The sequence below is a fragment of the Methanothermobacter sp. THM-1 genome (genome assembly GCF_009914355.1).
GTDB classification, from domain to species: domain Archaea; phylum Methanobacteriota; class Methanobacteria; order Methanobacteriales; family Methanothermobacteraceae; genus Methanothermobacter; species Methanothermobacter wolfei.
Genome location: NZ_CP044013.1, coordinates 758,300 through 783,893, shown reverse-complemented (window position 1 = coordinate 783,893; position 25,594 = coordinate 758,300). Strand labels below are relative to the sequence as shown.

Below are 25,594 nucleotides of genomic sequence, written 5' to 3'. Positions count from 1 at the left end.
ATGAACCCCTACGCCATACTCTCACTGGTTGCATCCGTCCTCGCATTCTACACCGCAACCTTCATCTACTACCGCAACCCAAAAAGCAGGCTCAACCTCCTTGTATCGGGCCTCGGCGTTGCGGTCTCCCTCATAGCCTTCACCGAGTTCATGTACCGCATAGTGGAGACCGCTTCAGGTGCCTATCCATGGCTTAAACTGAGCCTCCTCTGGCCGGTTATACTTGCTCTGCTACTGCACATTTCACTGTTCTACTCCGGGAGGCTGAGGCGCTGGATGACCCCGCTGATATACTTACCGGCAGTCATCCTCATACTCATCGGCCTGGGGACCGATCTTCTAATAGCCGGAGCCGTCCACACCTACTATGGGTGGACCTATTCCCTCCCTGAGAACCCCACAGTCTTCCTTGTATTCTCCATCTGGACGGTGATGGTCACCCTGATAGCTGCCGGCAACGCCCTCAGGGAATATGTAAGGACGGAGGGTCCTGAGAGGAGGGAGGCCCTCTACCTCTTCTGCGGTCTTTTCATACCCCTAATAATAAGTTTCTCAACGGATTTCATTGTAAGAGAACTCATGGCCATACCCTTCCCTGAGCTCACCCAGAACATGCTCACCCTGGGGCTCATCTTCATTTCATACGGCATCTGGAAGTACGACTTCCCCCTCCTCACACCGGCACTTGCAGCCGACAGGATAATGGCCACGGTCCCATCATTCCTGATGATAACAGACCTTCAGGGGAGGATAACCGCTGCAAGCAGGAGCGTCCAGGATAAGCTCCGCTACGGTGAAGATGAACTGATGGGAAGACCCGCCCAGGAGCTCTTCAGCCCCTCTGACAGGGAAATGATGACTGAGGTTATGGAGGCTGTTGACTCTGCAGAGTTTGAATCAACCGTAAAATCTGCAGATGGCCGGGAACTTGAGGTTATAGTGACCATTTCACCCATAATGGGGCGTATGGGTGAGGCCATGGGCTTCGTGGTCAGCGCTGCAGATATAAACCTCCAGAAAAGGGCGACTGCGAGGCTCATTGAAAGCGAACTCAGGTTCAGGGGGGTTGTTGACAGGATCTCCGATGGCATCGCACTCACAGATGAATCCGGCACTGTAATCTACTGGAACAGGGCCCTTGAGGGTATAACATCCATAAGGAGGGATGACTCCCTTGGAAGAAATATCCATGATCTGTGCAGGGGCCTGGTGGAGGAAACCGGTGATGGGGAGTTCCTTTTAGGTGATCGAGTTATCTCGGTTTCAGGTTTTGATGTCAGGGCATCTGAAATCCTCCGCTGCCTCCTTGTTAGGGATGTTACCGAGTCCCGGAGCTATGAGGAGTCCCTCAGGAGGTCACTGAGGGAGAAGGAGACGCTCTTAAGGGAGATCCATCACAGGGTTAAGAACAACCTCCAGATAATATCAAGCCTCCTGAACCTTCAGAAGGGGGCCCTGAGGGATGAGGAGGATGTCAGGTTATTTGAGGAGAGCCAGAACCGTATAAGGTCCATGGCAATGATACATGAGAGCCTCTACCAGTCAGAGACCCTCTCTGAGATAAACCTCCGGGAGTACCTCCCAAGGCTTGCAGTCTCCCTCATATCAAGTTACGGTGCCTCGGGTGTAAGATCAGAGGTTGAAACGGATGATCTGAGGCTTGATATTGAAAAGGCCCTTCCACTGGCCCTTATAATGAATGAACTTATAACGAATTCCCTTAAGTACGCCTTCCCTGATGGCAGAGGACTTATAAGGATCAGGATACATAGTGATAAGGGGGAATGTGTCCTTGAGTACTCGGATGACGGGGTCGGGCTTCCTGAGGACTATGACCCTGAAACATCAGATTCCCTTGGCATGAGCCTTGTAAGGAGCCTTGGAGGGCAGCTTGATGCTGAATTCGAGGTTGACGGGAAGGACGGCTTCCGCTTCAGGATGAGATTTCCCTGTACCTGAACGCATAGAGGTGTATTTTCATGGTGATGTATGGAGAGGAATTCCAGATTGCACAGGCAATATCAACCATAATAACAGGTATCAGCCTTATATACATGGTGACAGCTGTTCTGAAGGATGGAAGGTGGCTTAAGATAACCCTTGCGGTCGCGGCCCTCTTCATATCCAGTCTGGCAGGGGTTATGAGGGAATTCTTTTTATTTGATACATTCAGGACCGTAGAGTGGGTCTTCATAGTTATTTCGGGTTTCTTCTTCCTCTATGCAACCATATCATCAAACAGGAGACTGGAGGCAGAGTTATGATAATTCTTAAGGTGATTGCACTGGTATTTTTCACCCTGGCAGCGGTATTCTCCATTAAAAACTATCTGCTTACAAGGTACGCCTCAGGTGTCTGGGGACTTGTTTCAATGGCACTTGTAACTGGGGTTATACTGGTCTCTGTGAGGCTTGTGAATGAGTTTTTCCTGACAGACTCCCTTGAGGTTGTTAAGATCTGCCTTCTGCCGGTCATGATGGCCTTCATACTCGCGGCTTCCTTTGAGCTTAAGAGGGACATTCTAAGACCCCTCTGAATTTAACCTGAGGCCTTAAGTTCTGATTGACTGCCTTTATTCTTCCCTTTTGAGGCCCTCAAGTTCCGCTATTTCAGTTACAAGGTCCAGGCAGTAATTCTTCTTCTCGGCTCTTCTTATTATGAGCACCCCTGCAAGGGCGCCGAATATCCCGCCGGCAAGGTCCGTCATCAGATCAAACATGGTATCATCAAGGGGTGACATGGTGGGGGAGCCCTGGGTGGGGCCTGTTGGCATGAAGTGCTCTATGTACTGGTATAGGAGGTTGTCGTAGGTGTATTCGATGATCTCAAGGAGGGCCCCCAGTCCAAGGGTCACGAAGACTATGAGGAACACCATTATGGGAAGGCTTGTCTTGATCTTCCCGTAGACATAGGCGGTGTACATGAACATCACCCCGATGAGTCCGAGTATGAAGGGGACCGTGAAGTGCATGAACTTGTCATAGTAGTGTATTCTCCCGTAGAACCCGAAGGTGTTCCCCAGTATGTACTCAAGGGTTACAACGGTGAGAAAGAGTATCTCAATCTCCACTGGGATTATGTTCATCCTCATGGGGTGCCTGAGGGCCGGGAGGTATATGATGGCAACTGCAATGAGTGTCATGATACCGAAGACCTTTATTCCCCTGACCCCGAATATGACTATTATTAAACCCATGATTACAAGGCTTATGCGCATGAGGGTGAGGAGTTTCTGCTTCCACCCGCTCTTCGTATCAGGACACGTTTTCATGACTCCAACCTCTCAGGAAGAGGATCATCTCATTATATCCTTTTATCAATGTAACCTTTCAATAAATCAGGTTTTAATGTTTTCATAGTATCAAAAAAGATTTATTCCCCCAAGGATATAACTTTAGTGGGAGGGTGAGAAAATGAAGGTTATAAAGCGCAGGGGTTTTACTGAGGCCTTCGACCCTTCAAAGATCAGGGCCTCACTTGAGCGGGCCACGGTGGATGCAGGTTACACCGTGGATGAGAAGAAGGAGATCATTGATAAGGTCTTAAGGACTGTTACAGAGAAGATTGACCGGGAAGAAGAAATAAGGACAGACACCATAAGGATGTGTCTCCTCACGGAACTTGATAAGTGTGAACCCTACATTGCAAAGTCCTGGAGGAGGTATGAGAAGAAGTATAAGTAGATGTAGGGGTATTTCCAGATTTAACCCTTCAATCTCCTCCTGATTAATTTTTCAATCTCTATCATGATTAATCCAGTTAATGAGAAGGGTATCACGACACCCCACCACTCAGGGGGGAAGGGTCGGGTCCTGAATATGAATTCAAGCTGCGGCACATAGATTATGAGCATCATCATGAGGAGTGTTGTGCCGATGCCATAGAGGATCCACTTATTTGAGAGGGGATTCATTTTAAGCACTGAGTTTTCAACTGACCTTGCTGTTAGAAGGTAGAATACATGGACCATTATAACGGTGGCGAAGGTTACTGTTCGTGCCTGGGTAACTGTGAGGCTCTGCTCTGCAATGTAGAACACTGAAAGACCTGAAAATGCCATGGCCATCGAGACGATACCAACCTTTCTTATGAAGGTGCTGTTAATTATTTTCTCATCAGGGTCTCTAGGGGGCCTTTCAAGGACATCAGCATCACCAGGTTCAGTTATAAGGGGCATGGCAAGAAATATACCATCAAAGAGGTTTATCCAGAGTATCTGGAGTGGGAGGAGTGGCAGGAACCTGAATACAGGGATTAAGGCTGCCATGAAGAATGATGAGAGTATTATGAGTCCCTGGCCTCCGCTTGTGGGGAGCACATAATATATTATCCTCTGTATCCTCTCATACACAGCCCTCCCCTCACTTACCGAGGCCACTATCGTTGCAAAGTTATCATCTGTCAGTATGATGTCTGATGCCTCCTTTGCAACGTCGGTTCCGCTGCCCATGGCAACCCCGACATCCGCCATCTTCAGGGCGGGGGCGTCATTCACACCGTCACCTGTCATTGCAACTATATTCCCGAGGCCCTGGAGTGCAGCTGTTATCCTGTACTTGTCCTCGGGTGAAACCCTGGCGTAGAGATTGTATTCCCTGACGGCCTCCATGAGCTCCTTATCATCCATGGATGAGATCTCACTCCCGGTAAGGGCTCCTTTGGCTGGGATGCCGAGCTTTTCTGCTATGGTCTCGGCGGTTCTTGCATGGTCCCCTGTGATCATTATGGTCCTTATACCGGCACTCTCACACTTTTTGATGGCCTCCATGGCTTCTGGCCTTGGGGGGTCCATCATACCCTGGAAGCCAAGGAAGATCAGGTCCCTGAGGTCACCGTCATCAACTGTCCCATCTGAGTGTTCCCTTGTTGCGAAGGCAAGGACGCGGAGGCCCCTGGAGGTGAGGATGTGAAGTTCTTTTCTGAGCCTCTCCCTGTCTATCTCCATGGGTTCGTCCCTGAGTTCATGGCTGCACATCTCAATTATCCTCTCAGGGGAGCCCTTAACGTAGATCATTCCATCGGCTGTGAGGATCGCCATGTACTTCTTCCTTGAGTCGAAGGGTATCTCATCCATCCTCTCAGCCCTCCTGACAATCCCTCCTTTATAGGCTGATATGATCAGCGCCTTCTCGGTGGGGTCTCCCTGGAGCCTGCCATCGGTCATTGAGGCGTTGTTGCAGTTTAATCCACATTCAAGGGTCATCCTGAGGGGTCCGGGCAGCCCTGAACCCGTGTTTTTTATTTCACCCTCTCTTTCATAACCGGTCCCTTCAACTTCATAGAATTCTCCGCCGGCATAGATGCACTTAACGGTCATCTCATTCTTTGTCAGGGTGCCTGTTTTATCCGAGCATATGACGGTGACGCTTCCAAGGGTCTCCACCGATGGAAGGTTCCTTATTATTGCATTCTTCCCCGCCATCTTTGCAACACCAAAGGCGAGGGTGATGGTTATTATCGCCGGCAGACCCTCGGGTATTGCCGCAACGGCCAGGGAGGTGGATGCCAGGAAGGAGAATATGATGTCATATCCGAATATCAGGGCACCGATAAAGTTAATGAGTGCAATGGATATTATAGCGAGGGCTATGGAGCGTGAAAATTCATCAATCTTCCTGATGAGGGGGGTCTTCACACCTTCACCCTTCACCGTCTTTGATATCTTACCTATCTCTGTCTCTGCCCCGGTTGAAACCACCACTCCTGTCCCGTTGCCCTCTGTTACGAGAGTGCCGCTGAAGAGGGTGTTCCTGAATTCACCCTTACTGATGGCTTCCTCTGAGAGTTTAATGGGAGTCTTCTCCACAGGTACCGATTCCCCTGTAAGCGTTGATTCATCCACGAAGATGTTCTTTGCTTGTATAACCCTTATGTCTGCGGGTACACGGTCACCCATTTCCATCTTAACCATATCCCCCGGGACCAGGAGCGAAGATGGTACCTGTAACTGTTTACCGTCCCTTATGATGGTTGTTTCTGTTTTAACGAGTTTCTGGAGTGCTTCCATGGCTTCATTGGCTTTCCCTTCCTGGATGAAACCTATGAGGGAGTTTATAATCACCACTCCCATTATAACAGCGGTGTCCACCCATTCACCGATGAGGAGGGTGAAGACCGAGATTACAAGCAGTATGTAGACAAGGAGGCTTCTGAACTGCTTCAGGAACCTCAGAATCGGGTTTTCCCTTTTAAGTTCCACTTCATTGTACCCGTACCTTTCAAGCCTTGCACGTGCTTCAGCTTCACTGAGCCCTCTTTTTGAGGTCTCAAGTGACTTCAGAACATCTTTAATTTCCATCTTTGAGAATTCGAACCATTCCGGCAATGTAACTCCCCTGCCCATTTTATGAGGATTTTTAATTTTTTTCAGTGGTTAATCTAGTTATTATTATTTGGAGGAGCTGATAATTATATTTTTTTTAATTGTTTAAGCGGTGTATGTAATTATTATTATCTGAGGGGGTCTATAATCCGATTTTTCAGGGCTCCTCAGACATCTATGATTATTAAGGCACCGATAGCCTTTTATAGGACAATCGAGTTATAGTATTTTACATATCGTTGAGGTGTTAAAGTATGGAAAGAAAATACATGGGGATAATAATACTGGCTGTAATCCTTGCAGCAGCCACATACTACTTACTCGGCACCGATGGAAAAGAAGTGCTGAGGATATCAACAACAACGAGCCTTGAAGACACAGGCCTCCTTGAGGAGGTTGAAGCAGCCTTTGAAGAGAAGTACCCCGACATCGATGTGCAGATAGTATCAGGTGGAACAGGGATAGCACTTGAAAGGGGTAAGAAGGGTGACGCAGACCTCCTCATAGTCCATGATAAAAAAAGAGAGGAGGAGTTCATAGCTGACGGCTACGGGATCAAAAGGTATCCATTCGCCTACAACTACTTCTACATCATCGGACCCCGCGATGACCCGGCAGGCGTAAATGGAAGCAGCAGCGCCACAGAAGCCTTCAGCAAGATACTTAAAGCAGCAGAAAAGGACCCCCAGCATGTTAAATTCGTATCAAGGGGTGATAATTCAGGGACCAACACGAGGGAGATAAAGATCTGGAAGAACATAACAGACTACAACTCAACGGTAAGGGGCTCAGACTGGTACATTGAAAGCGGAAGCGGCATGGGGGACACCCTCAGGCTTGCAGACCAGAAGGGAGCATACACAATCTCAGATTCAGGGACATACCTCGCTTACAGAAGCAACATAACACTGGTTCCCTACATCACCAGCGGCTCAGAACTCCTTAACGTCTACTCAGCAATAGCAGTAAACCCTGAGAAGGTCCGTGGAGTGAATAGAGACGCTGCAGAGAAATTCATAGAATTCCTGCTGAGTGACGAGTGCCAGAAGCTCATATCAGAGTACGGTAAGAAACAGTACGGGACCCCCCTATTCATGACCCTACCCGGAGGCAGGGACCCGGCAGAATAATCTGATTTTCTACTCCCAGAAAGAGGGTCCCTGAAAACCTTTCTTTCTGTAAGAATCACGCGACCCATCCCATCATTTCTTATACCCATTATTATAATATTAACCCTATACACTCAATGAAACCATCCAGTGGCGGCTGATGATCATGAACGAAATAATCCATGGAATAGGAGAGGCGGCTCGCCTTATAATCATCATGGACCCTGAACTCATGGATATAACGGTAAGGACCCTCATGATAGCGATCTCATCAACCATCCTCGCATCACTCATAGCCATCCCCCTCGCACTCCTCATTGACTTCAAGCCCTTCAGGGGTAGAGGCACACTGATAAATATCATACAGACCCTCTACAGCATGCCAACGGTACTTGTGGGACTACTGGTATTCATGCTCATATCAAGGTCCGGGCCCCTGGGATCCCTCAACCTCCTCTTCACACCCCAGGGGATGATACTGGGGCAGACGGTCCTTATACTCCCTATAGTCACGGGTTCCAGTATAACAGCCCTCAGGAGTGTTGGACCAAGGGTAAGGGACCTTGCAAGGGCGCTCGGCGCTACAGAGTACCAGACCATGCTTAAGGTCATGGAGGAGGCAAGGTACGCCATAATGGCGGCCATAATACTCGGATTTGGAAGGGCCATATCCGAGGTGGGTGTTGCCATAATGCTGGGTGGGAACATAAGGGGGTATACAAGGGTTATAACAACCGCAATGTCCCTTGAGACCTCCAAGGGGAACCTTGAACTCTCAATAGCCCTCGGCATAATACTCCTCATCATATCACTGGCAGTTAACACCATCCTCCACCACTTCCAGGAGAAATAAATCATACTTTGAGGGATTCATAAAGTGAAATGTATATCCAGATCCTGCAGAACGAGAACAAGAGGTTAAAGATGTGTATATAATCGAACTCCAGGGAATATCAAAGAGGTACGGTGAAAATGAGGTCCTCAGGGACGTTAACCTCACCGTGGAGGAGGGTGAGGTACTCGGGATCATAGGACCAACAGGTTCAGGTAAATCAACCCTCCTCAGGATAATCGACCTCCTTGAGAGACCCTCAGAGGGCATGATACTCTTCAGGGGGTCTCCTGTGACATCCACAGTGGATGCGAGGAGGATGATGGGAATGGTATTCCAGAACTCCCCGGTCTTCAGGGGCACGGTACTTGATAACGTGCTCTACGGTCCATCGGTACGTGGCCTCAAGCCTGCGGGGGGTGAGGCTGATGACATCCTTGAACTGGTGGGCCTCGGCGGATACCATGATCGGAATGCAGATGAACTTTCAGGCGGTGAGAGGCAGAGGCTCGCCCTTGCCCAGGCCCTCATAAATGAACCTGAAATCCTTCTCCTTGATGAGGCAACAGCGAACCTTGACCCCCTTTCAAGGAGGATGATTGAGGGTGTCATCGACGAACTGAGGGGGGATATCACCGTTATATTCACAACCCATAACCTCCTGCAGGGTCAGATGATGGCCGACAGGATAGCCATACTCAACAGGACGGTGATGCAGACAGGAAGGCCCGGTGAGGTCTTCAGGAAACCTGCAAACAGCTTCGTCGCTGAATTCGTGGGTGTTAGGAACATAATTGAGGGGTATTCAAGGGTCCGTGAGGATCTCTCCGTGATAGAGTGTGATGGTGTAACCCTCTACTCATCAGAGCCCCGGGAGGGACGGGTCTATGCAACCATAAGGCCCGAGGATATAACCGTGTCATTCCAAAGGGTTGAGTCCAGTGCACTCAACCGGTTAAGGGGGAGGGTCACCGGTATCCGTGAGGCAGGATCCCTCTACCACATCCAGGTCATGTGCGGCGGTGAGGTCTTCACGGTTTACATGACAAGGAAGTCCTTCCATGATATGGGACTTCATAGGGGTTCAGATGTATGGATCGAGTTCAAGGCATCCGCCGTACATCTTATAGATGAAAAAGAAAGATGAGTCCCTCTGCAAGAATAATCCATCAGGACCTTCAGTGGCCAGTACTGGATGAAAATAGCATCCATAATCCGCCAGATGAATCCCCTCTTCAGGGATAACCACATCAGCCACTCAACATGCATGGCCATACTGCTAGATGAATCTCCTCGGGTCTGTCTTAATGTCCACGATAACCGGTTCATCCGCTGACAGGGCATCTGAAGTGGCATCTTCAAGTTCTGATGGATCATCAACCCCTATGCCCCTTCCTCCGCAGTTTTCTGCAAACCCTGCGAAGTCACAGTCCTGGAGCTCTGTCTGCCAGACAGGGTAACCTTCAACCCTCTGCTCCTGCATTATCATTGCAAGGTTACTGTTGTTGAGTATAAAGACCTTAACAGGGAGCTTGTATTTAACTGCAGTCAGAAACTCTGCCATCACCATTGAGAAACCACCATCACCTGTTATGCATACAACCTGCCTGTCAGGGAATTCTAACCGGGCTGCAAGGGCTGCTGGCAGCCCATAACCCATTGAACCAAGATAACCTGATAGGAGGAGCTTCTGGGTGCTCTTCATGATGAAGTTACGCCCGAACCACCAGACGTTCTCACCCACATCAAGGGATATGATGGCATCATCATCCACGGCCCTGTTAAGGACCTTAATGATGTACTGAGGCCTTAAAGGCTTAATCTCAGGGTCTGCCTCTGATTCAAGGAGCCTGAACCACTCTTCCTTAAGTCTTCCAAGCTCATCAAGGTACTCATCCCTCCTCTTCTCATAGACCAGGGGTATGAGTGCCGGGATAACCATAGAGGAGTTGCCTGTAAGTCCCGCCTCGACGGGGTGTCTTCTTGCAATCATGAGGGGATCGAAGTCAACCTGAACAGTCCTCTTTCCAGGTATCTGTGTGAGGTCAGAGTAGGATGCTCCTACAACTATGAGCAGATCAGATCTTCTAACGGCCTCAGATGCTGCAGCTGTCCCTATGCTTCCATGACATCCCATGTAGAGGGGGTGGTCATTATCCACGATTCCCTTGCCCCTGAAGGTGGCAACGATGGGTGCATCGATCTTCTCTGCAAGTTCAAGTATGCTCTCTGATGCCCCAAGGGCACCGAATCCTGCAATTATAACAGGGCGCATGGAGCCGTTAATAAGGTCAGCAGCCCTCCTGAGGTGGTATTCAGGTGGCAGTGAGACCCCCGGAGCTATACTCCCCCTGAACGGCCTTACCTCCTCCTGACATTCAAGGCTCTGAACATCCCGGGGGATATCGATATGTGACACCCCCCGCCTGATGATGGCGTGCCTTACCGCCTGCCTCACCACCTCAGGGGTGCCCTTGGGGCCTGTGAGTGTCATGTTGTAGACCGAAACTGATTCAAAGAGGGAGTGCTGGTCTATCTCCTGATTCGCCCCGGTACCTATCCTGTAAGTTTCAACCTGCCCTGTGACCGCAATAACGGGTGCCTTGTCAAGGGCCGCGTCCATGAGCCCTGTTGTAAGGTTTGATGCTCCTGGCCCTGCAACCGCCATGCAGACCGCAGGGTGGCCCGTGAGCTTCCCTATGGCTGATGCCATGAAGGCGGCTGAGGCTTCATGTCTCACCTGTATGTACCTGATGGACCTGTTCCTGCGGAGGGCGTCCACGAGGCCCAGGGTTGATGTTCCGGGTATCCCGAAGACGTATCTGACACCCCACTCAACCAGCTGGGCCACGAAGACGTCCGAAACTGTTTTATCAATCTTCTCATGGAACTCCGGATTCAGCCTCACGAAGGCCGACTTCAGGGCGTTGCATACCGGGCACCGCCAGTCCTCAGGAAGGGAGTCAAATTCACCCTCCCTTACCTCAGTGTATATATAGTTACAGACCGTGCACCTGAACTCCACCATCAAAGACACCTTCTATTCCTATCTGATTAAAGCCACAACAGGGAATCTTTCAAGGAGTTCGGGGCCGTGGGGCGCCATCTCAATGGCCTCTGTAAGGTCCTCACCTGCACGGTGGACCACCTGGTGCACCCCTCCCCTCCAGAGGAAACTCTCAGACACATCATGGACCCTTCCCCTGAAGGCGACGTAGGCGGGTCCTGATCTGCCGTTGAATCTCCGGAGCTCCCTGAGGATCATCCCAGGGAGTCTCTCCTCAATCTTTAAGTCTTCTTACCGGTCTCCTTTTTATTCAAGGAATTTCCTCACGAACGGTGATGTTTCTCCCTTTCTCATGAAGTGTCCTGATGGCCCTTCACCGAGGAACTCTGAGAACCATGATTCGTGCTGTATCTCCTCGTGGAGTATTGAGAGTGCAAGGTCATAGGTCCTGTGGTCCTTCCCGGCGGTGATGTTGCATATGTGGGTGTACTGTCTGACAGCGCACCTCTCTGCTGCCACCAGCACCTCAAGGATCTCCATTGTGTCATTGGTCTTAGCCGGCAGGTACGCCGGTGGGCATCCTGAGATGTCATGGAATTCCTTCATGTCCCCTGGAAGTTCACCGCCGAGTTCATATATCCTGGGCACAAGGGCCTCGAAGTGGTTCCTGTCCTCTATCCTTGCAGCCTCGGCGATCTCCTTGAGCCCCTCACCGTCAAGTCCAATCAGATTGGCCCTGAGTATGGTGTAATAATAGAAGGTTGTGAGCTCAGCAGCCGCGTTCTTAACAAGCAGTTCCACAAGTTCATCCACATCTATACCTGAATTTTCAACCATCTCACGGGTAACCCTGGCCATGATATCACCTGTGGAATATTATGTGAATCATATCTAATAAAATGTGAGATTCAAACACCTAATCCGAGTATTCATGAAAAAATTTTCAGTGAGAGGGGCCATTGGCTGAACTATGATGTATCATGAGGATCAGGTAAGTGCGAGGTCAAGTACCATCATGAGAACAAAGCCCATGAGGGCTGAGACCGTGGCAAGATCCGTGTTACCGCCGCTCTGGCACTCAGGTATCAGGTCCTCTATCACAACGAATATCATGGCCCCCGCTGCAAAGCCAAGGGCATAGGGCATTATCCCTGAGAAGGAGTAGACCATGAGGGCACCTCCAACCCCCCCAAGCACCTCAATGATACCGGATAACTGTCCATAGATGAAGCTCCTCCACCTGGAGAGCCCCTCACCCAGGAGGGGCAGTGATACCGCTGCTCCCTCCGGGAGGTTCTGTATACCTATACCCAGCGCCAGTGCAAGGGGAGCTGCAAGTCCACCGGTACTGGCAGCCGCACCGAAGGCAACACCGATAGCCAGCCCCTCAGGAAGGTTGTGTATCACAACTGCAAGGAGAAGGAGTCTGTTCCTCCGCCAGGTCGTTGGCAGACCTTCAGGGTCACAGCCGGGGTGAAGGTGAGGTATGATCCTGTCCATGGCTGATAGGAAGAGGCCGCCGGCAAGGAATCCGGCAGCCGGAGGAAACCAGGCATACACCCCGGTGGGTGAAAGTTCAATGGCAGGGACCAGGAGTGACCAGAAGCTCGCGGCGATCATTATACCGGCTGCAAAGCCAAGGGATGAGTCAAGGAGTTTTCTCTCACCCTGCAGCGGTAGAAAAACCAGGGCCGCCCCTGCAAGGGTCATGAGCCAGGTGAAGATGGTTGCAAGGAATGCATTGAAGACAGGGTTTCCAGGATCCATTGTGGATTCTATGTACAGACTCTTTAATAATTCCTTGTGTTCAGACCCTTTAATTCCGCTACAGGTTAATAAACAGACAAAACATTAATATTCCCATCAATCAAATCTATTCACACTGATATCACTCAGGGGTTCATCATAACGGGTTCACTCTGCAGGAAGGGCGAGGCATGTACAGAGAAGCAGAAGATGGCTGTTAAGAAGACGGAGGGGCCGCTGGTGGTTGTGGCGGGACCCGGGGCCGGGAAGACCCGTGTACTCGTTGAAAGGGTCGCCTACCTCGTCAAGAGAAGGGGTGTCAGCCCCGAGAACATACTCGTCATAACCTTCACAGAGAAGGCAGCCGGTGAACTGAAGGCGAGGCTCATAAACTGTGTGGGACTGGACGCCGAGCTCATGCAGATATCCACCATACACTCATTCTGCAGCAAGGTGCTGAGGGACCACCCGGAGGAACACGAACTTGGGGCGGGATTTGAGATCCTCGACGATGAATCCCAGCTCATTTTCCTCAGAACGGTGTTCTATAAAATAGGATTGAACCGCTACATGAAGATGGGGGAGGTGCACAGGGCCATCGAATTCTTCAACAGATGCACCGAAAACTGTATTGAACCTGAAGAGCTCATAGACGCCCTCCGGAGGAAATATCCTGACAGGGAAAAATACCAGGGCATCGCCGGGTGCTATGCCCGCTACCTTGAACTCCTCAGGGAGCAGAAGAAGATAGACTTCCCTGGCCTTGAAAAGGAGGTCTACCTCCTCCTTAACTCCAGCGAGAGGGTACTCGAATCCGTAAGGAAGAGGTACAGGTACATAATGATAGACGAGTACCAGGATACAAGCCCCATACAGGAGCTGATATTCAGGAAGATAGCAGGGAAAAACTCCAGCATCTGCGTGGTGGGGGATGAGGACCAGAGCATCTATGGCTTCAGGGGAGCCACACCAGAGAACTTCATAAGGTTCCGTGAAGAGTACGACGCAGAGGTGGTCACCCTGGAGGACAACTTCCGGTCCCGGGCAGGGATAGTCCTGACTGCAGACAGCTTCATGAGGGGCGAGAGACACTACGAGAAGACCATCAAACCGGTAAGGGACGGCGGGACCGACGTTGTTATACTGAAGAGCAGGGACGTTAACTCAGAGGCCAGGAACATAGTATCACTAATAAAGAAACTGAAAGCCACCGGCAAGATACCTGAATACGGATACGTCGCACTCCTCTTCAGGAGCGTCCGCAACCACGCAGATAAGGTCCTTGCAGAGCTCAGGAGGGAGGGCATACCCTACATAGTGCGTGGGGACGGCTCCTTCCTCAAAAGGTATGAGGTGAGGAGCATGCTCTACTTCCTCGCCTACGTGGACCCACCGGACTATGGAGGAAAATTCAGGAAGTGGGATGGCTGGTGGAACATATCCAGGTTCAGGGGCGAATTCCTGGACCTCACCGCTGAAACCCTCCGGGCCCTCGAGTCCCTTGACAGGAACTGCAGACTCTCGGACTTCACATCAAGGGGGGAACTCGAGGAAATCGGTGTACACGGGGAGGATGCAGAGAAGATCCTTGGCCTCAACAGGATACGCCATGAGGTTGGGGAGGGATCACTGACAGTTCTCAAGACATTCTACAGGATACTTGAGGTTACAGGGTACCTCAGGAGGCTCATAGAGGATGGGAGTGACAGTAGCAGAGCTAAAATATTCAACCTCGCAAAGTTAAGCTCACTGATAGATAGATACGAGGCCATAAAGCCCGGGGCAAGGATACAGGACCTTTTATGGTACCTCTACCTCCTACCCAGCCACCTCCACCACGACGAGGCAGCCCTGGAGGACCCGGCGTCGGTGAAGATCATGACGGTTCACCAGGCAAAGGGCCTCGAGTTTCCTGTTGTCTTCATCTGTTCGGTCATAAACGGCAGGTTCCCTGTTAAAAGGCGTAAGGGGAGGGACATCATACCCATACCCAGGGAACTCCTGCTATCACCCGGGGAGGTACCTGATGAGGACCGGCGCCTCTTCTACGTTGCAATGACCAGGGCCCAGGACGCCCTAATCATATCAACGGCCCCCCGTATCAACACCAGAAAGGTTGGAATATCGCCCTTCATCACAGACCTCAGGGAGAAGTGCGGCATCTACGAGTGTGACTGCACATCCGTCAGCAGATGCCTCACAAGGGAGTGGAGTGAGGAGCCCCTCAGGATCAACTTCTCGGCCCTCTTCACCTACGAGGAGTGCCCCTTCAGGTACATGCTCATATACCACTACGGCTTCGTCTACCCCGAGACCTTCATGCAGCGCTATGGGATCATACTGCACAGGTGCCTTGAGGAGCTCCACCTGGCCATGAAGAACTCGGAGGAGATAAACGGGGCCCTCATAAGGAGAATCGTTGAAAGGTGCTGGATACCCATGGGGAGAGACGATGATGTCAAAAAGAGGCGCCTTGAGAGGGACCTCCTCAACTACTACCACGACAGCCGGGACCACACAGATGAGGTCATATCGGTGGAGGAGCCCTTCTCCATACCCGATGATGACATAATAATCGAGGGAAGAACAGACCTGATAATCAGGACCCGGGATGGTGGACTGGAACTCGTTGACTTCAAGGCCCGTGAGCACGGCGGTGTTGAGAGGATGGCCCTTGAGTACCAGCTCCGGACCTATGAATACGCACTAAGGGAGAGGTACAGGTTCGACAGTCTCTCCGCCTATGCTATAAAGGACTCCATGAGGATATCCTTTGACTCCGACCCTGAATTCAGGGTTAAGGAGAGGATCGCTGAAACCGTCGCAAGGATAAGGGATGAATGCTTCGAGCCACGGAAGAACCCCTTCTGCAGCAGGTGCGTGTTCAGGACCTTCTGTGGTGTGGGGGACTGATTTCTATGGCGCAGGATGATAATATGAATATGGAATTCACAGACTTCTATGATATACTCCGCGAGAACCTCAACAGTTACCGGGGAGATTATGAGAGGATAGTTGACTACGCCCCTGACCTCTTCAGGCTACTATCAGACCTCCTGCAGAGCAGGGATATACAGAGAGAGGACCGGCTGATGATCTGCGCAGCCATGGGCTACCTTGTGGCCCCAAATGATATAATACCCGAGGAGATATTTGGCCCCCATGGCTACATAGATGACGTCTACCTCTGCTCCGTGGTCATTGATGAGCTTGCAGGCAGGATGGGCTACAGGTTCCTTGAGGAGTACTGGAGCGGCGACGAGGACCTCGAATCGGTGGTGGAGGAATGCATCTCCAGGACCTCTGAGATACTGGGTGATAAGAGGTCCAGTGTCCTTGAGTATACGGGTCTCAGATGAGCTGCACGTCCCCTCAGCTCTTTTAATCACATTCTCTCATGAACAATTTTATATATGAAGAGATACAGAGAATAATACACTAAATTAGGACGAGTTATTTTTGTAACTCAGGTTTTTATTTTATAACAGGCCCTTAAGTCCACTGGGTTATTCCTATAACTCATGTGGGGGGGATTTAAATCGTATCCAGAATTTTTAACATGAGGGCCCTGCTTTTCACATGCCTGATCCTCTTTATAATCCCTGGATCTGTATATGCATCTGATGGTCCGCCAGATGGCCCTGGACCGGTAACTGCACCCGGAACATACTACATGATAATAAGGGCGAGTGATGGTGTTAACATCGTCTATTCACTGATACTATTCACAATAAGAGCAGCTGTTCCACCTGGAGGGACCGGTGTAACCCCTGGAGGAGTATTCATAGAACAGATGAGTCTGTTAAGTGCCGGACCTGTTTCAGCAGGAGGAAGCATCGCTGAAAGCGTCACCAACATGACTGCCGTCCCTGGGGGACAGAAAAAGGTGGTTGATTACACCTGGCTCCTGGCAGGCCTCCTTGTATCGGTTCTTATTGCAGGTTTATACTCTGCAATCAGGAAAATGAATAAATGATGGTTCATCGGCACCATAACTTCGATCCGCACATTCCACAGAAGTTCTCATCACCATTGAGGGTTGTTCCACATTTGGGACATTTAAAAGCTGTTCCCGGCTCTCTGGTACGTCTCTCTATGATCTCACTGTATGTTCCTGATTCGATCCATTCAAGAATTTCTGATGCCCTCATAACGGTCCATGGATGGGTGTTATCCATTACAAGAAGCGCCTTTCCTACCTTATCAAGGCTGTCATAGTCATAATCCCTGAATTCCCTTGCCTGTTCAAGGAATGCATCCCTTTCAATCCTGTCAAAAAATTTTTTTGGAGCACCCGCCATTTTGATCAGGGCATTTATCACGGAATCTTCGTCCTGGCATGCCAGTAGCCCGGCCCGGTCAGCTGTAAACTCTGACATGCGCCACCAGTAGAGCAGAGCAAGTTGAAGCCCTGTACCTATAATTCCACCTATGCCCAGTGTTGCTGTTCCAAGGATGTCACCAATGATGGGTATAACCTCTGCCATTGTTTGGTAGAGCATATGCCCACTTTTTATATGTCCAACTTCATGACCCAGCACGTATCTGAGTTCATTGTCTGTTAGTAAGTCTATGGCGCCTGAAGTTAAGCCTATTATTGGGTTTTCCGATCCAGCTGTAAAACCGTTAATACTGTAATCCCATGAAATGTAGAGGTCGGGTATTTTTTTGACATGAAGAGTGTTGCACACGTCAACAAGAATGTCGTAAACTTCAGAAAAATTTCTTTCATTGACCTTTATGTAGCTTCCAGTATATTGCAAACGTAGGTACCTCTCCACGCCATGTTTGAGAAACTTACGTGTTAGGCTTTCAAGACCGGGTGTTCCCTCGAGGGCTTGAAGGGCCTTACGGTCAAGAGGATGCTCATATTCACTGGGATGGAGAAGTTCCAGTTTCTTTATCTCTCCCACATTATCATCTCCGGAATTTTTCAATGAACCTCAGCTTTCCTCCACACTCGCATGTCCCTGAAAAATCAGACAGATCATCCAGTGGTCTGACCCTGTAGTGAGCATTGCACCTATCACATACAAGATAAGTGCCACCGTCCTCCCTTGAGCCATTTCCACCAGGGTTCAGGAGTACGCTTCCTGCAGAATCAATAGCATTATCGACTGCACTGAAAAACTTTGACTCCAGCTCATGGAAATTCCTCTTTAAATCTTCAAAGTGGAGTTCAGTATCTCTACCACCATAATCTGTTCCCTGTTCCCTTCTTTTCGCTTCGAGGGCCTTTTTTATCTGGGCAGATGTTGGTCTATCAAATGATTCACCGCACTGGGTGCAGAATCTCTGGCCGGGAGTGAGCTTTGCACCGCAGCAGTAGCATTCATCAAAGCTCCGGGCTGTGACAGTACCTATCCTTTTTCCGCAGACCGTGCAGAAACGTGATGGAGGGGATAGCTCAGCACCACATTCAGGACATAAAACGCTATGCACATATCCGTCAGTACCCTTATCCCCAGGATCAGCAGGACCCTGTCTAATAGGGGCGCCGCAGCTGGTGCAGAACTTAAACCCGGGAGAAACCTCTTCACCACATTTCTGACAGCAAATACTATCTGTGGTTTCTCTGGACATTGAGACCTCCCCAAAAAATGTTTAACTCTAATTCATAATTTGCCTTTTAAATTATAAACCTTATCATTTCTGGTTCACTTATTAATTCAGATTCTCTTTTCTGCAGAAACCATATAACAATGAGAATATCCCTCTAATAACTAATCATGGAAATGAAAACAGTATTCATAGCTTAAACTAATGCCAGACTCTGAACCATCTGAATAGGATGTGGGGGTCCAGGTTTAAAGGCTTCACCTCAGCCAGATGCTCATAAAAATGAGGGTGTCCAGATAATAATTTATAATCCAGAATTAAATAATAAATCTGGAGGTGCTTTAATGGACTACACTCAGATAGGTGAAAGGTTCAGGGAACTTCTGAAGCTCGAGAATGAACCTGTGGCCATAAGGTGGTCAGTGAGGGAGCCACAGGACATCGAAAGGGAGGAAGGTAAATCGAGGTTCTGCAAGAAGCTTGAGAAGGCCATGAAGGGGGAGGTTTTCTATGCAACTGCAGATGAGGAGGAATGTATGGGGGGTGCAAGATACACAGGGTTAAGGGACGCGAAAGAGTTCCCGGCCAACATGAGAAGCGGGGCATTCCTCACGGTCATGGGAGTCTACCGGGACATACCTGCAGTCCAGCGCTCCTTGAGAAACAATCTTAACATTGAACCTGGCATATTCAGGGCCCTGATATTCGCACCACTCGGAAGGGCTGAATTTGAACCGGACGTCATATTCATAATCTGCAATGCCAGGCAGGCCATGGAGATACTCCACGCCAATGCCTACGATTCCGGTTCACATGGACTGGGGGCTGACTCAGGACCCATATGCAGTTCAATGGCTGCACTCCCATATCTCACAGGTAAGGTAACCTATGGCTTCGGCGACACAGGGTCAAGGAGGCACATGGAGATCAGGGACGAGGACGTCATGGTGAGCATACCAGCAGGCGACCTTCCAAGGATAGTCTCAAACCTCGAGGAGATGAGAACCAGGAGGTCCTTCAGGGAGGAGTGATGAAAACAGGGAACCCATCATTCCTGAACACAGAATCACAATTAACTTAATAGGTATGTGAATCCCACTGAAGACCATGGAGGGCGTGTGAGGAATGCTCAGGATTCTCCTCGTAAGGGACGCTGAAGTTGATGTCTCTGATCTCCCTGAGAAGCTCAGCTCCTCCGGAGTTGAGGTGACCGTCACTGACACCATTGAAGGAGCCGCCGAGGCCGACGCCGTACTGATATACACAACCCCTGATAGGGTCAGCTGGTGGGCTTCATGCGACATCAGGGTACCATTCATGTACCTCCTGGACCTTGATGAGAACGTTGTTGTAACCTGCCCCCATGGATTCCCTGAAAGGCCAGCGGGAACAGAGGAAATTAAGGCGTGTATGGACTTTATCATCAGGAGACTTGTTCTGGAGGAGGAACGCTACAGAGAACTATTTGAGAATATCAATACCTGTGTTGCAGTCTACGAGGCCGTGGATGATGGTGAGGATTTCATATTCACTGACTTCAACAGGGCCGCTGAGGAGACTGAGAGGATTAAGAGGGAGGATGTCCTTGGAAAAAGGGTGACTGAGGTGTTTCCAGGTGTGGAGGAGTTCGGACTCCTTGATGTCCTCAGGAGGGTATACAGGACAGGGAATCCTGAGCACTACCCCCTCACACAGTACCAGGACGAGAGAATAAGTGGATGGAGGGAAAACTTCGTGTACAGATTACCCTCAGGTGAGGTGGTAGCAGTTTATGAGGACCGCACAAAGGAAAAACATCTTCAAGAGGAACTCGAGGAGAAGGAAAAACTCTACAGGACCATATTCGAGAACACCGGGGCTGCGACCACCATAGTGGATGAGGACACCACCATAATCCTTGCCAACAGAGAATTTGAGAGACTGAGCGGCTACTCAGGGGATGAGATAGAGGGGAAGAAGAGCTGGACCGAGTTCGTTGTGGACGAGGACCTTGAAAGGATGACGGAGTATCATAAACTCCGAATAAGGGACCCGAGCCTCGCACCGAGGAGGTACACCTTCAGATTTCAAAACCGGCATGGTGAAGTCAGGCACATGCAGATGACCGCTGATATGATCCCAGGCACCATGAAAAGCGTGGCCCCCATGGTTGATATCACGGAGATCAAGGAGGCTGATGAGGAGCTCAGAAGATCCCTCCATGAGAAGGAGATCCTCCTAAAGGAGATCCATCACAGGGTCAAGAACAACCTCCAGATAATATCAAGCCTCCTGAACCTCCAGACCCTCAGTACAGAGGGTGTTGAGGTCCGTGACGTTCTGAGGGAAAGCCAGGGCCGTATAAAGGTCATGGCGATGATACATGAACACCTCTACCAGTCAGAGTCCCTGGCAAGGATCAACTTCCGGGCTTACATAGAGAGACTGGTGGAGGATATAGTCATCTCATACGGTGCCGGTGTGAGGACGAAGATTGAAGTAGATGATGTGGAATTCGATGTAGACACGGCAATACCCCTGGGGCTTATCATCAATGAGCTTGTGACAAACAGCGTCAAGTACGCCTTCCCTGCTGGTACCGGGACGGTTTGGGTTAAGGTCAGGTCCCTTGATGGTGAGGTTGCCGTGTCTGTGGCTGATGATGGTGTGGGCTTACCAGGGAATATTGACCCTGAGAGCACCGACACCCTGGGGCTTACGCTTGTCAGGATCCTCACCGAGCAGCTTGACGGGACCCTCACCATAAATAGAGATAATGGCACAGGGTTCAGGATAACAATCAGAAAACCTTCAGGAGAACATTTAACTGGTGAATCCATGGCATAGGGGTGCTCATGATATATCTGGAGACATAAAACCAATCAGTGGTATTAAATAGAATTTGAGTCTGAATTTAGCCATGTCCATAGAGTAGTTTTCCTGTGGTGGCATCTACATAAGCCCCGCCAATGGCCTGGCCATAGGTTTCACTGTCGGGGTCTTTATCATAGACTGTGACCAGATAGGCTGGTTTGCCCCTACAGGTTGTTAATGTGGCGCTGTAATGAAGTTTGCCATAGCCGGGGACGGTATTTTTTACTATTTTGATAGCTTGCTCTGGACTTATTAAATTCTGTTTTCTTCCGTGCTCTGGATTTGTATAATTTTGTTCTTTTTCCTTTGGTTCAGGAGCAGGTATATCTGGTGTGTTATTAGATTCTACTTTGATATTTCTGTCATTAGATTCTGTGTTAGGTTGGGTAAAGATGGATGTAGCAGCTATGACCGTAATTAAAATTAATAATATAATCACAACCCTCTTTAAAGTTTTCCTCTCCATATTAAAAGGGTACTGGGTTAGTGTTATATTAAGGTTATGACTCCCTGCAGTGGTGAAAAACTGTTTTTTCCTATAGTTTTCATTGGGGTCGCAGTCCTTTTAGGGATGGTTTCGGGGTAGTCCCAACACACCTCCCACCCGCTGACATTCGTTATATTGATGTATAGCGAAGGTGCCGTGCTGAAGATCTTATTTTTATACACCTCCCATCTGGTTTCACCATCCCCTTGTTGGCCGGTAGGGGTTAAAGATCTTATTTTTATACACCTTCTAGGGACACCCCTCTATCTTTACACTTCATCCTAAAAACATAAAGTCTAATGTCAATGATTCTCTTAAACACCAGATAAAGATATGGATTAATTATATCCTTGTTGTGGGAATGCTATGTTATACTGCTGGAGTAAATCACGTATCCATGTTCTCCCAAGCTCATAAAATTGATGGTAACCGACAATCCTTCAACAATCATAAAAATCTTTATAAATTCCTCATTAAAAAACTAAGGTAAAAGGACCCTGAAGTGACAGCATGCCCTATATCATATGCGAGAAATGCAGCCATTACTGGGAAGTTGAAGGTGAGGAAGAATTCTGGGTATTCTACATGTGTGACGAGTGCGGTTCACTCCTCATATACGTTGAAAGCCTCGCTGAATACAACCGCCTCACAAAGAAAATTCCATCAGCACTAGAGAAGACCCACACCGGAAGAATGGCGGAACACTACTGGGGGATGTGGAGGGCCGGTAAATTGATCTCCATCACAGGCCTTCTAAGCATCCCCCTCAGTTTATTTCTCACCCTGAAGGGTTTCACAGCTGCAATTGCTATTTTAGTCCTTGGAATCGCACTCATCCCGGTATCCTTCAGGTTTATGTCTGCCAGTGAGGAGAGGGGTATGGGATGGGCAAAGGGCTACGTTGGGGAACTTGTGGTTATCAACTGCCTCAGGAGACTCCCTGATGACTACGTCATCTTCAACGACGTCCATTTCCCGGGCTCTTACGGTAACATCGACCACGTTGTCCTTGGACCGACAGGTCTCTATGTGATCGAGACCAAGTACTACAATGGCAACTACATCATAAAGGGTGACCAGTGGTTTAGATATGACCTCGATATGAGGGAGGAGAAATCACCATCAGCCCAGGCAAAGAGGAACGCGGCCACCCTCAAGGAGTTCCTTGCCTCAGAGGATATACATGTATCCTGGGTTAACGCTATTGTAGCATTCCTTAACAACAGCTACAGGATCATAGAGGAGGATGAATTCTGCAGGGTCATGAAGCCGTGCATGATCCCAAGGTACATAGAGCACAATCGCCTCATGTTGGGGGACATTAAAATTAAGAGGATAAGGGAGGTCCTTGAGGACTGCTCTTCAGAGGTATGGTGAATTACCTTTTGAATTCCATTCCATGTCCGGCTTCACATGGTGAACAGCTTTATAAACTTCGGGGATAAATATCATCCCTATTAAGGAGGAGGATTCCAATGGATTACACTGATAAACTCAAGAACTTCATAGCCATATTCCTTCGCGGACTCTTCATTGGAAGTGCAGATGTCATGCCCGGAGTATCAGGGGGCACCATAGCCCTTATAACAGGTATATATGAGAGGCTTGTCCATGCAATCAGCAGAATAAAATTCACATTCCTCGGGCCTCTTCTGAGGGGTGACATTAAGGGGGCGGGGAGGTCCCTGAGGGATGAGGTTGACTTCGAACTCTTCATACCACTCCTTGCAGGGATAGGTCTTGCAATACTTACACTCTCAAAGGTCATACTCTTCTTCATAACAAATTATGTGGCTTACACCTACGCATTCTTCTCAGGACTTATAATCGCATCCGCATTCATAGTATACAGTAAGATAGATGGATTCTCTTTCAGGAACCTTGCTTCTGGAGCTGCAGGGTTAATCTTCGCCTACATCTTCGTTGGCCTCAACCCCATACAGGCAAACCACACGCTCCCTGTTATTTTCATATCAGGGTTCGTGGCTATATGTGCAATGATACTCCCCGGGATATCCGGTGCCTTCCTTCTACTTCTCCTGAACCAGTATGAGTACATGCTGGGTGTCCTGAACCGTTTCGTCATCACTGATATAGTGGTATTCCTTTTTGGAGCATGTCTCGGGATAATGAGTTTCTCAAGGGTCCTTGATTACCTTCTGAGGAATCATGAGGCCATCACCCTATCCTTTCTTGTGGGTCTCATGATTGGAACCCTGAGGCTGCCCTATAACAGGATAAGCATGGTTGATTCAGCTTCAATCATCATATCCGTCATCATAGGGGTTGCCGGCTTTTCACTGGTCATGCTACTTGAAAGGCGGTTCAATTATATCGAATACTGATCCCGTGTGCTGACATGAAAACCTTTCATTTTTTATCGTAAAAAGAAGACTATTTTATTCATCCCTCACATAATATGTACTATGCATATTCTGAGGGGTGTAGGTGCAAGTGCAAAACGGCACAGTGGCAGGGTGCGTATAATAAGGAACCTCCAGGATGCCTCTAGCCTTGAATGGGGTGAAGTGGCTGTCCTGAAGAAGATAGCCAGGGATATGCTCCCTGAAATTAAAAGGGCCGGGGCTGTTGTTGCAGATTATGGTGGACTTACAAGTCATGCTGCCATCACACTGAGGGAACTCGGCATCCCATGCGTCCTTGGGACCGAGGTTGCAACTGAAGTCCTCAGGGAGGGTATGATAGTAACCGTTGATGGGAAGACCGGTAACATCTACCGTGGAGTGATGGACTGGGTGCCGGCTGATGAGAGTGTCAGTTTACATGAAACAGCAACCAGGGTGATGGTCAATCTCAACTTCCCATGGCTTGCAGAGAAGGTCTCAGAATTCGCAGATGGTGTGGGTTCGGTCAGGATAGAGAACATGGTCATAGAAACCGGGAAACACCCTTACCTCCTTTTAAGGGAAAAAAGGTTAACAAGTGTCCTTGAGTCAGGTCTTGAGGAGATCCTCGACGCCTTCCACCCGAAACCTGTGGTCTTCAGGACCTTCGACATCCCCGGGGATGAACTCAGGAATCTTGAGGGGGACTTCGAGGTTAGTGAGAGGAACCCGTTCCTGGGTATGAGGGCCATTACAAGGGACTTGAGGGACGTTGAAGTTTTAAGGGCTGAATTTGAGGCTGTCAGGAATCTGCTTGACGCCGGTTACAGCAATCTTGAACTGAAGTTCCCCTTCCTGCGGGACCTGGATGAGTACAGGATGGCCGTCAGTGTCCTTGAGGAGGTTGGTGTGGAGGCGCACAGGGACCTCAGGGTTGGTGCGTCCGTTGAAACACCTTCAATTGCCCTGCAGGTGGATGAGCTCCTGGCTGAGGGTGTGGACTTCGTATCCCTTGGTATGAGTGATCTTACCATGTGCAGCCTTGTCGCTGACAGGAGGAGCACCAGGGTTGCCGGAATCTTTGACCTTTCACACCCCGCTGTACTGAAGCTTGTTAGGGGTGTGGTGGATGCCTGCCATGGGGCCGGGGTTGAGGTTTATGCCGCCGGTTATGCTGCAACCAGTTACATGCTGGTGGGGAGGCTCATTGAGATGGGGGTTGATGGTATCTCAACAAGCCCCGATAAGATACTTAAAATGAAATCCTTCGCTGCGAGGGTGGAGCGTTCCCTGATACTCAGGTCCCTATCAAGAAACATTTAGACCCGTGCGCT

Annotated in this window: 24 protein-coding genes and 1 pseudogene; 15 read left to right on the top strand and 10 right to left on the bottom strand. The window is 49.5% G+C overall.

Annotated features, from left to right (window positions below; translation table 11 throughout):
- From FZP57_RS04160 to FZP57_RS04150, 3 genes are read left to right on the top strand one after another with little or no spacing between them, the layout of a single operon-like run.
- Positions 1-1,959, top strand: a complete 1,959-nt coding sequence (locus FZP57_RS04160) for a histidine kinase dimerization/phosphoacceptor domain -containing protein (protein WP_191216533.1) — start codon at positions 1-3, stop codon at positions 1,957-1,959.
- Between the two features lie 20 nt (positions 1,960-1,979).
- The gene (locus FZP57_RS04155) at positions 1,980-2,264 is read left to right on the top strand and encodes a hypothetical protein (RefSeq protein WP_074358914.1); all 285 of its coding nucleotides are present in this window, start codon (positions 1,980-1,982) and stop codon (positions 2,262-2,264) included.
- Positions 2,261-2,536: a hypothetical protein gene (locus FZP57_RS04150; protein ID WP_074358913.1), complete on the top strand. Its 276-nt coding sequence runs from the start codon at positions 2,261-2,263 to the stop codon at positions 2,534-2,536. The genes FZP57_RS04155 and FZP57_RS04150 overlap by 4 nt, the downstream gene beginning before the upstream one ends.
- A gap of 36 nt (positions 2,537-2,572) precedes the next feature.
- Here the strand turns inward: FZP57_RS04150 and FZP57_RS04145 are convergent, their stop codons facing one another.
- Positions 2,573-3,271 (bottom strand): hypothetical protein, encoded by a 699-nt coding sequence (locus tag FZP57_RS04145; RefSeq protein WP_191216532.1) that lies wholly within the window; start codon positions 3,269-3,271, stop codon positions 2,573-2,575.
- Positions 3,272-3,413: 142 nt separating this feature from the next.
- On the opposite strand from FZP57_RS04145, the gene FZP57_RS04140 reads away from it, so the two are divergent.
- Positions 3,414-3,683, top strand: a complete 270-nt coding sequence (locus FZP57_RS04140; RefSeq protein ID WP_074358911.1) for an ATP cone domain-containing protein — start codon at positions 3,414-3,416, stop codon at positions 3,681-3,683.
- A 20-nt stretch (positions 3,684-3,703) separates the two neighbouring features.
- Here the strand turns inward: FZP57_RS04140 and FZP57_RS04135 are convergent, their stop codons facing one another.
- Positions 3,704-6,325 (bottom strand): HAD-IC family P-type ATPase, encoded by a 2,622-nt coding sequence (locus FZP57_RS04135; protein ID WP_191216531.1) that lies wholly within the window; start codon positions 6,323-6,325, stop codon positions 3,704-3,706.
- A gap of 251 nt (positions 6,326-6,576) precedes the next feature.
- Between FZP57_RS04135 and FZP57_RS04130 the strand changes: the two genes are divergently transcribed.
- The 3 genes from FZP57_RS04130 to FZP57_RS04120 all read left to right on the top strand — a co-directional run bounded on the left by FZP57_RS04130 (position 6,577) and on the right by FZP57_RS04120 (position 9,410).
- Positions 6,577-7,452: a substrate-binding domain-containing protein gene (locus FZP57_RS04130; RefSeq protein ID WP_074358910.1), complete on the top strand. Its 876-nt coding sequence runs from the start codon at positions 6,577-6,579 to the stop codon at positions 7,450-7,452.
- 145 nt (positions 7,453-7,597) lie between these two features.
- Positions 7,598-8,284: an ABC transporter permease gene (locus FZP57_RS04125; RefSeq protein ID WP_191216530.1), complete on the top strand. Its 687-nt coding sequence runs from the start codon at positions 7,598-7,600 to the stop codon at positions 8,282-8,284.
- Between the two features lie 73 nt (positions 8,285-8,357).
- A complete protein-coding gene (locus tag FZP57_RS04120) occupies positions 8,358-9,410 on the top strand; it encodes an ABC transporter ATP-binding protein (RefSeq protein ID WP_074358908.1) in 1,053 nt (350 codons plus the stop codon).
- Positions 9,411-9,542: 132 nt separating this feature from the next.
- On the opposite strand, the gene FZP57_RS04115 is transcribed toward FZP57_RS04120, so the two are convergent.
- The 4 genes from FZP57_RS04115 to FZP57_RS04100 form a co-directional block, all read right to left on the bottom strand.
- The gene (locus tag FZP57_RS04115) at positions 9,543-11,291 is read right to left on the bottom strand and encodes a thiamine pyrophosphate-dependent enzyme (protein WP_074358907.1); all 1,749 of its coding nucleotides are present in this window, start codon (positions 11,289-11,291) and stop codon (positions 9,543-9,545) included.
- 18 nt (positions 11,292-11,309) lie between these two features.
- Positions 11,310-11,528 carry a cytochrome b5 domain-containing protein gene (locus FZP57_RS04110; RefSeq protein WP_074358906.1) on the bottom strand — a complete coding sequence of 73 codons (219 nt, stop codon included), beginning with the start codon at positions 11,526-11,528 and terminating at the stop codon, positions 11,310-11,312.
- A 48-nt stretch (positions 11,529-11,576) separates the two neighbouring features.
- Positions 11,577-12,128: a DNA protection during starvation protein gene (dps, locus tag FZP57_RS04105; protein WP_191216529.1), complete on the bottom strand. Its 552-nt coding sequence runs from the start codon at positions 12,126-12,128 to the stop codon at positions 11,577-11,579.
- Positions 12,129-12,257: 129 nt separating this feature from the next.
- Entirely contained in the window at positions 12,258-13,037 is a 780-nt protein-coding gene (locus FZP57_RS04100) for a ZIP family metal transporter (protein WP_115892346.1), read from the bottom strand.
- 87 nt (positions 13,038-13,124) lie between these two features.
- On the opposite strand from FZP57_RS04100, the gene FZP57_RS04095 reads away from it, so the two are divergent.
- The 3 genes from FZP57_RS04095 to FZP57_RS04085 all read left to right on the top strand — a co-directional run bounded on the left by FZP57_RS04095 (position 13,125) and on the right by FZP57_RS04085 (position 16,992).
- On the top strand, positions 13,125-15,929 hold the full coding sequence (locus FZP57_RS04095; RefSeq protein ID WP_340222460.1) for an ATP-dependent DNA helicase: 2,805 nt from the start codon (positions 13,125-13,127) through the stop codon (positions 15,927-15,929).
- Positions 15,930-15,952: 23 nt separating this feature from the next.
- Positions 15,953-16,375, top strand: coding sequence for a YkvA family protein (locus FZP57_RS04090; protein ID WP_238337990.1), 423 nt, complete (start codon positions 15,953-15,955; stop codon positions 16,373-16,375).
- Between the two features lie 200 nt (positions 16,376-16,575).
- A complete protein-coding gene (locus FZP57_RS04085; RefSeq protein ID WP_115892348.1) occupies positions 16,576-16,992 on the top strand; it encodes a hypothetical protein in 417 nt (138 codons plus the stop codon).
- Between the two features lie 4 nt (positions 16,993-16,996).
- Here FZP57_RS04085 and FZP57_RS04080 read toward each other — a convergent pair whose 3' ends face one another.
- The 3 genes and pseudogenes from FZP57_RS04080 to FZP57_RS09720 form a co-directional block, all read right to left on the bottom strand.
- The gene (locus FZP57_RS04080) at positions 16,997-17,929 is read right to left on the bottom strand and encodes a M48 family metallopeptidase (RefSeq protein WP_191216528.1); all 933 of its coding nucleotides are present in this window, start codon (positions 17,927-17,929) and stop codon (positions 16,997-16,999) included.
- Positions 17,930-17,933: 4 nt separating this feature from the next.
- Entirely contained in the window at positions 17,934-18,458 is a 525-nt protein-coding gene (locus FZP57_RS04075) for a zinc ribbon domain-containing protein (RefSeq protein ID WP_370518344.1), read from the bottom strand.
- Positions 18,459-18,533: 75 nt separating this feature from the next.
- Positions 18,534-18,599: pseudogene (locus FZP57_RS09720) on the bottom strand (hypothetical protein); the annotation flags it as partial.
- Between the two features lie 320 nt (positions 18,600-18,919).
- Here FZP57_RS09720 and FZP57_RS04070 point away from each other — a divergent pair.
- Both FZP57_RS04070 and FZP57_RS04065 read left to right on the top strand, forming a co-directional pair.
- Positions 18,920-19,606, top strand: coding sequence for a DUF169 domain-containing protein (locus FZP57_RS04070; RefSeq protein ID WP_191216526.1), 687 nt, complete (start codon positions 18,920-18,922; stop codon positions 19,604-19,606).
- Between the two features lie 94 nt (positions 19,607-19,700).
- A complete protein-coding gene (locus tag FZP57_RS04065; protein WP_191216525.1) occupies positions 19,701-21,401 on the top strand; it encodes a sensor histidine kinase in 1,701 nt (566 codons plus the stop codon).
- A 67-nt stretch (positions 21,402-21,468) separates the two neighbouring features.
- Here the strand turns inward: FZP57_RS04065 and FZP57_RS04060 are convergent, their stop codons facing one another.
- On the bottom strand, positions 21,469-21,894 hold the full coding sequence (locus FZP57_RS04060; protein ID WP_191216524.1) for a PepSY domain-containing protein: 426 nt from the start codon (positions 21,892-21,894) through the stop codon (positions 21,469-21,471).
- Positions 21,895-22,425: 531 nt separating this feature from the next.
- Between FZP57_RS04060 and FZP57_RS04055 the strand changes: the two genes are divergently transcribed.
- From FZP57_RS04055 to FZP57_RS04045, 3 genes are all read left to right on the top strand, one after another.
- On the top strand, positions 22,426-23,292 hold the full coding sequence (locus FZP57_RS04055) for a nuclease-related domain-containing protein (protein WP_074358894.1): 867 nt from the start codon (positions 22,426-22,428) through the stop codon (positions 23,290-23,292).
- Positions 23,293-23,390: 98 nt separating this feature from the next.
- Positions 23,391-24,260: a DUF368 domain-containing protein gene (locus tag FZP57_RS04050; RefSeq protein WP_074358893.1), complete on the top strand. Its 870-nt coding sequence runs from the start codon at positions 23,391-23,393 to the stop codon at positions 24,258-24,260.
- Between the two features lie 132 nt (positions 24,261-24,392).
- Positions 24,393-25,583 (top strand): putative PEP-binding protein, encoded by a 1,191-nt coding sequence (locus FZP57_RS04045; RefSeq protein WP_238337989.1) that lies wholly within the window; start codon positions 24,393-24,395, stop codon positions 25,581-25,583.
- The last annotated feature ends 11 nt before the right edge of the window (positions 25,584-25,594 follow it).

Coding starts and splice junctions, on each gene's coding strand:
- FZP57_RS04160 (WP_191216533.1), top strand. CDS start 1: ATGAACCCCTACGCCATACTCTCACTGGTTGCATCCGTCCTCGCATTC.
- FZP57_RS04155 (WP_074358914.1), top strand. CDS start 1,980: ATGGTGATGTATGGAGAGGAATTCCAGATTGCACAGGCAATATCAACC.
- FZP57_RS04150 (WP_074358913.1), top strand. CDS start 2,261: ATGATAATTCTTAAGGTGATTGCACTGGTATTTTTCACCCTGGCAGCG.
- FZP57_RS04145 (WP_191216532.1), bottom strand. CDS start 3,271: ATGAAAACGTGTCCTGATACGAAGAGCGGGTGGAAGCAGAAACTCCTC.
- FZP57_RS04140 (WP_074358911.1), top strand. CDS start 3,414: ATGAAGGTTATAAAGCGCAGGGGTTTTACTGAGGCCTTCGACCCTTCA.
- FZP57_RS04130 (WP_074358910.1), top strand. CDS start 6,577: ATGGAAAGAAAATACATGGGGATAATAATACTGGCTGTAATCCTTGCA.
- FZP57_RS04125 (WP_191216530.1), top strand. CDS start 7,598: ATGAACGAAATAATCCATGGAATAGGAGAGGCGGCTCGCCTTATAATC.
- FZP57_RS04115 (WP_074358907.1), bottom strand. CDS start 11,291: ATGGTGGAGTTCAGGTGCACGGTCTGTAACTATATATACACTGAGGTA.
- FZP57_RS04110 (WP_074358906.1), bottom strand. CDS start 11,528: ATGATCCTCAGGGAGCTCCGGAGATTCAACGGCAGATCAGGACCCGCC.
- dps (WP_191216529.1), bottom strand. CDS start 12,128: ATGGCCAGGGTTACCCGTGAGATGGTTGAAAATTCAGGTATAGATGTG.
- FZP57_RS04100 (WP_115892346.1), bottom strand. CDS start 13,037: ATGGATCCTGGAAACCCTGTCTTCAATGCATTCCTTGCAACCATCTTC.
- FZP57_RS04090 (WP_238337990.1), top strand. CDS start 15,953: ATGAATATGGAATTCACAGACTTCTATGATATACTCCGCGAGAACCTC.
- FZP57_RS04085 (WP_115892348.1), top strand. CDS start 16,576: ATGAGGGCCCTGCTTTTCACATGCCTGATCCTCTTTATAATCCCTGGA.
- FZP57_RS04070 (WP_191216526.1), top strand. CDS start 18,920: ATGGACTACACTCAGATAGGTGAAAGGTTCAGGGAACTTCTGAAGCTC.
- FZP57_RS04065 (WP_191216525.1), top strand. CDS start 19,701: ATGCTCAGGATTCTCCTCGTAAGGGACGCTGAAGTTGATGTCTCTGAT.
- FZP57_RS04060 (WP_191216524.1), bottom strand. CDS start 21,894: ATGGAGAGGAAAACTTTAAAGAGGGTTGTGATTATATTATTAATTTTA.
- FZP57_RS04055 (WP_074358894.1), top strand. CDS start 22,426: ATGCCCTATATCATATGCGAGAAATGCAGCCATTACTGGGAAGTTGAA.
- FZP57_RS04050 (WP_074358893.1), top strand. CDS start 23,391: ATGGATTACACTGATAAACTCAAGAACTTCATAGCCATATTCCTTCGC.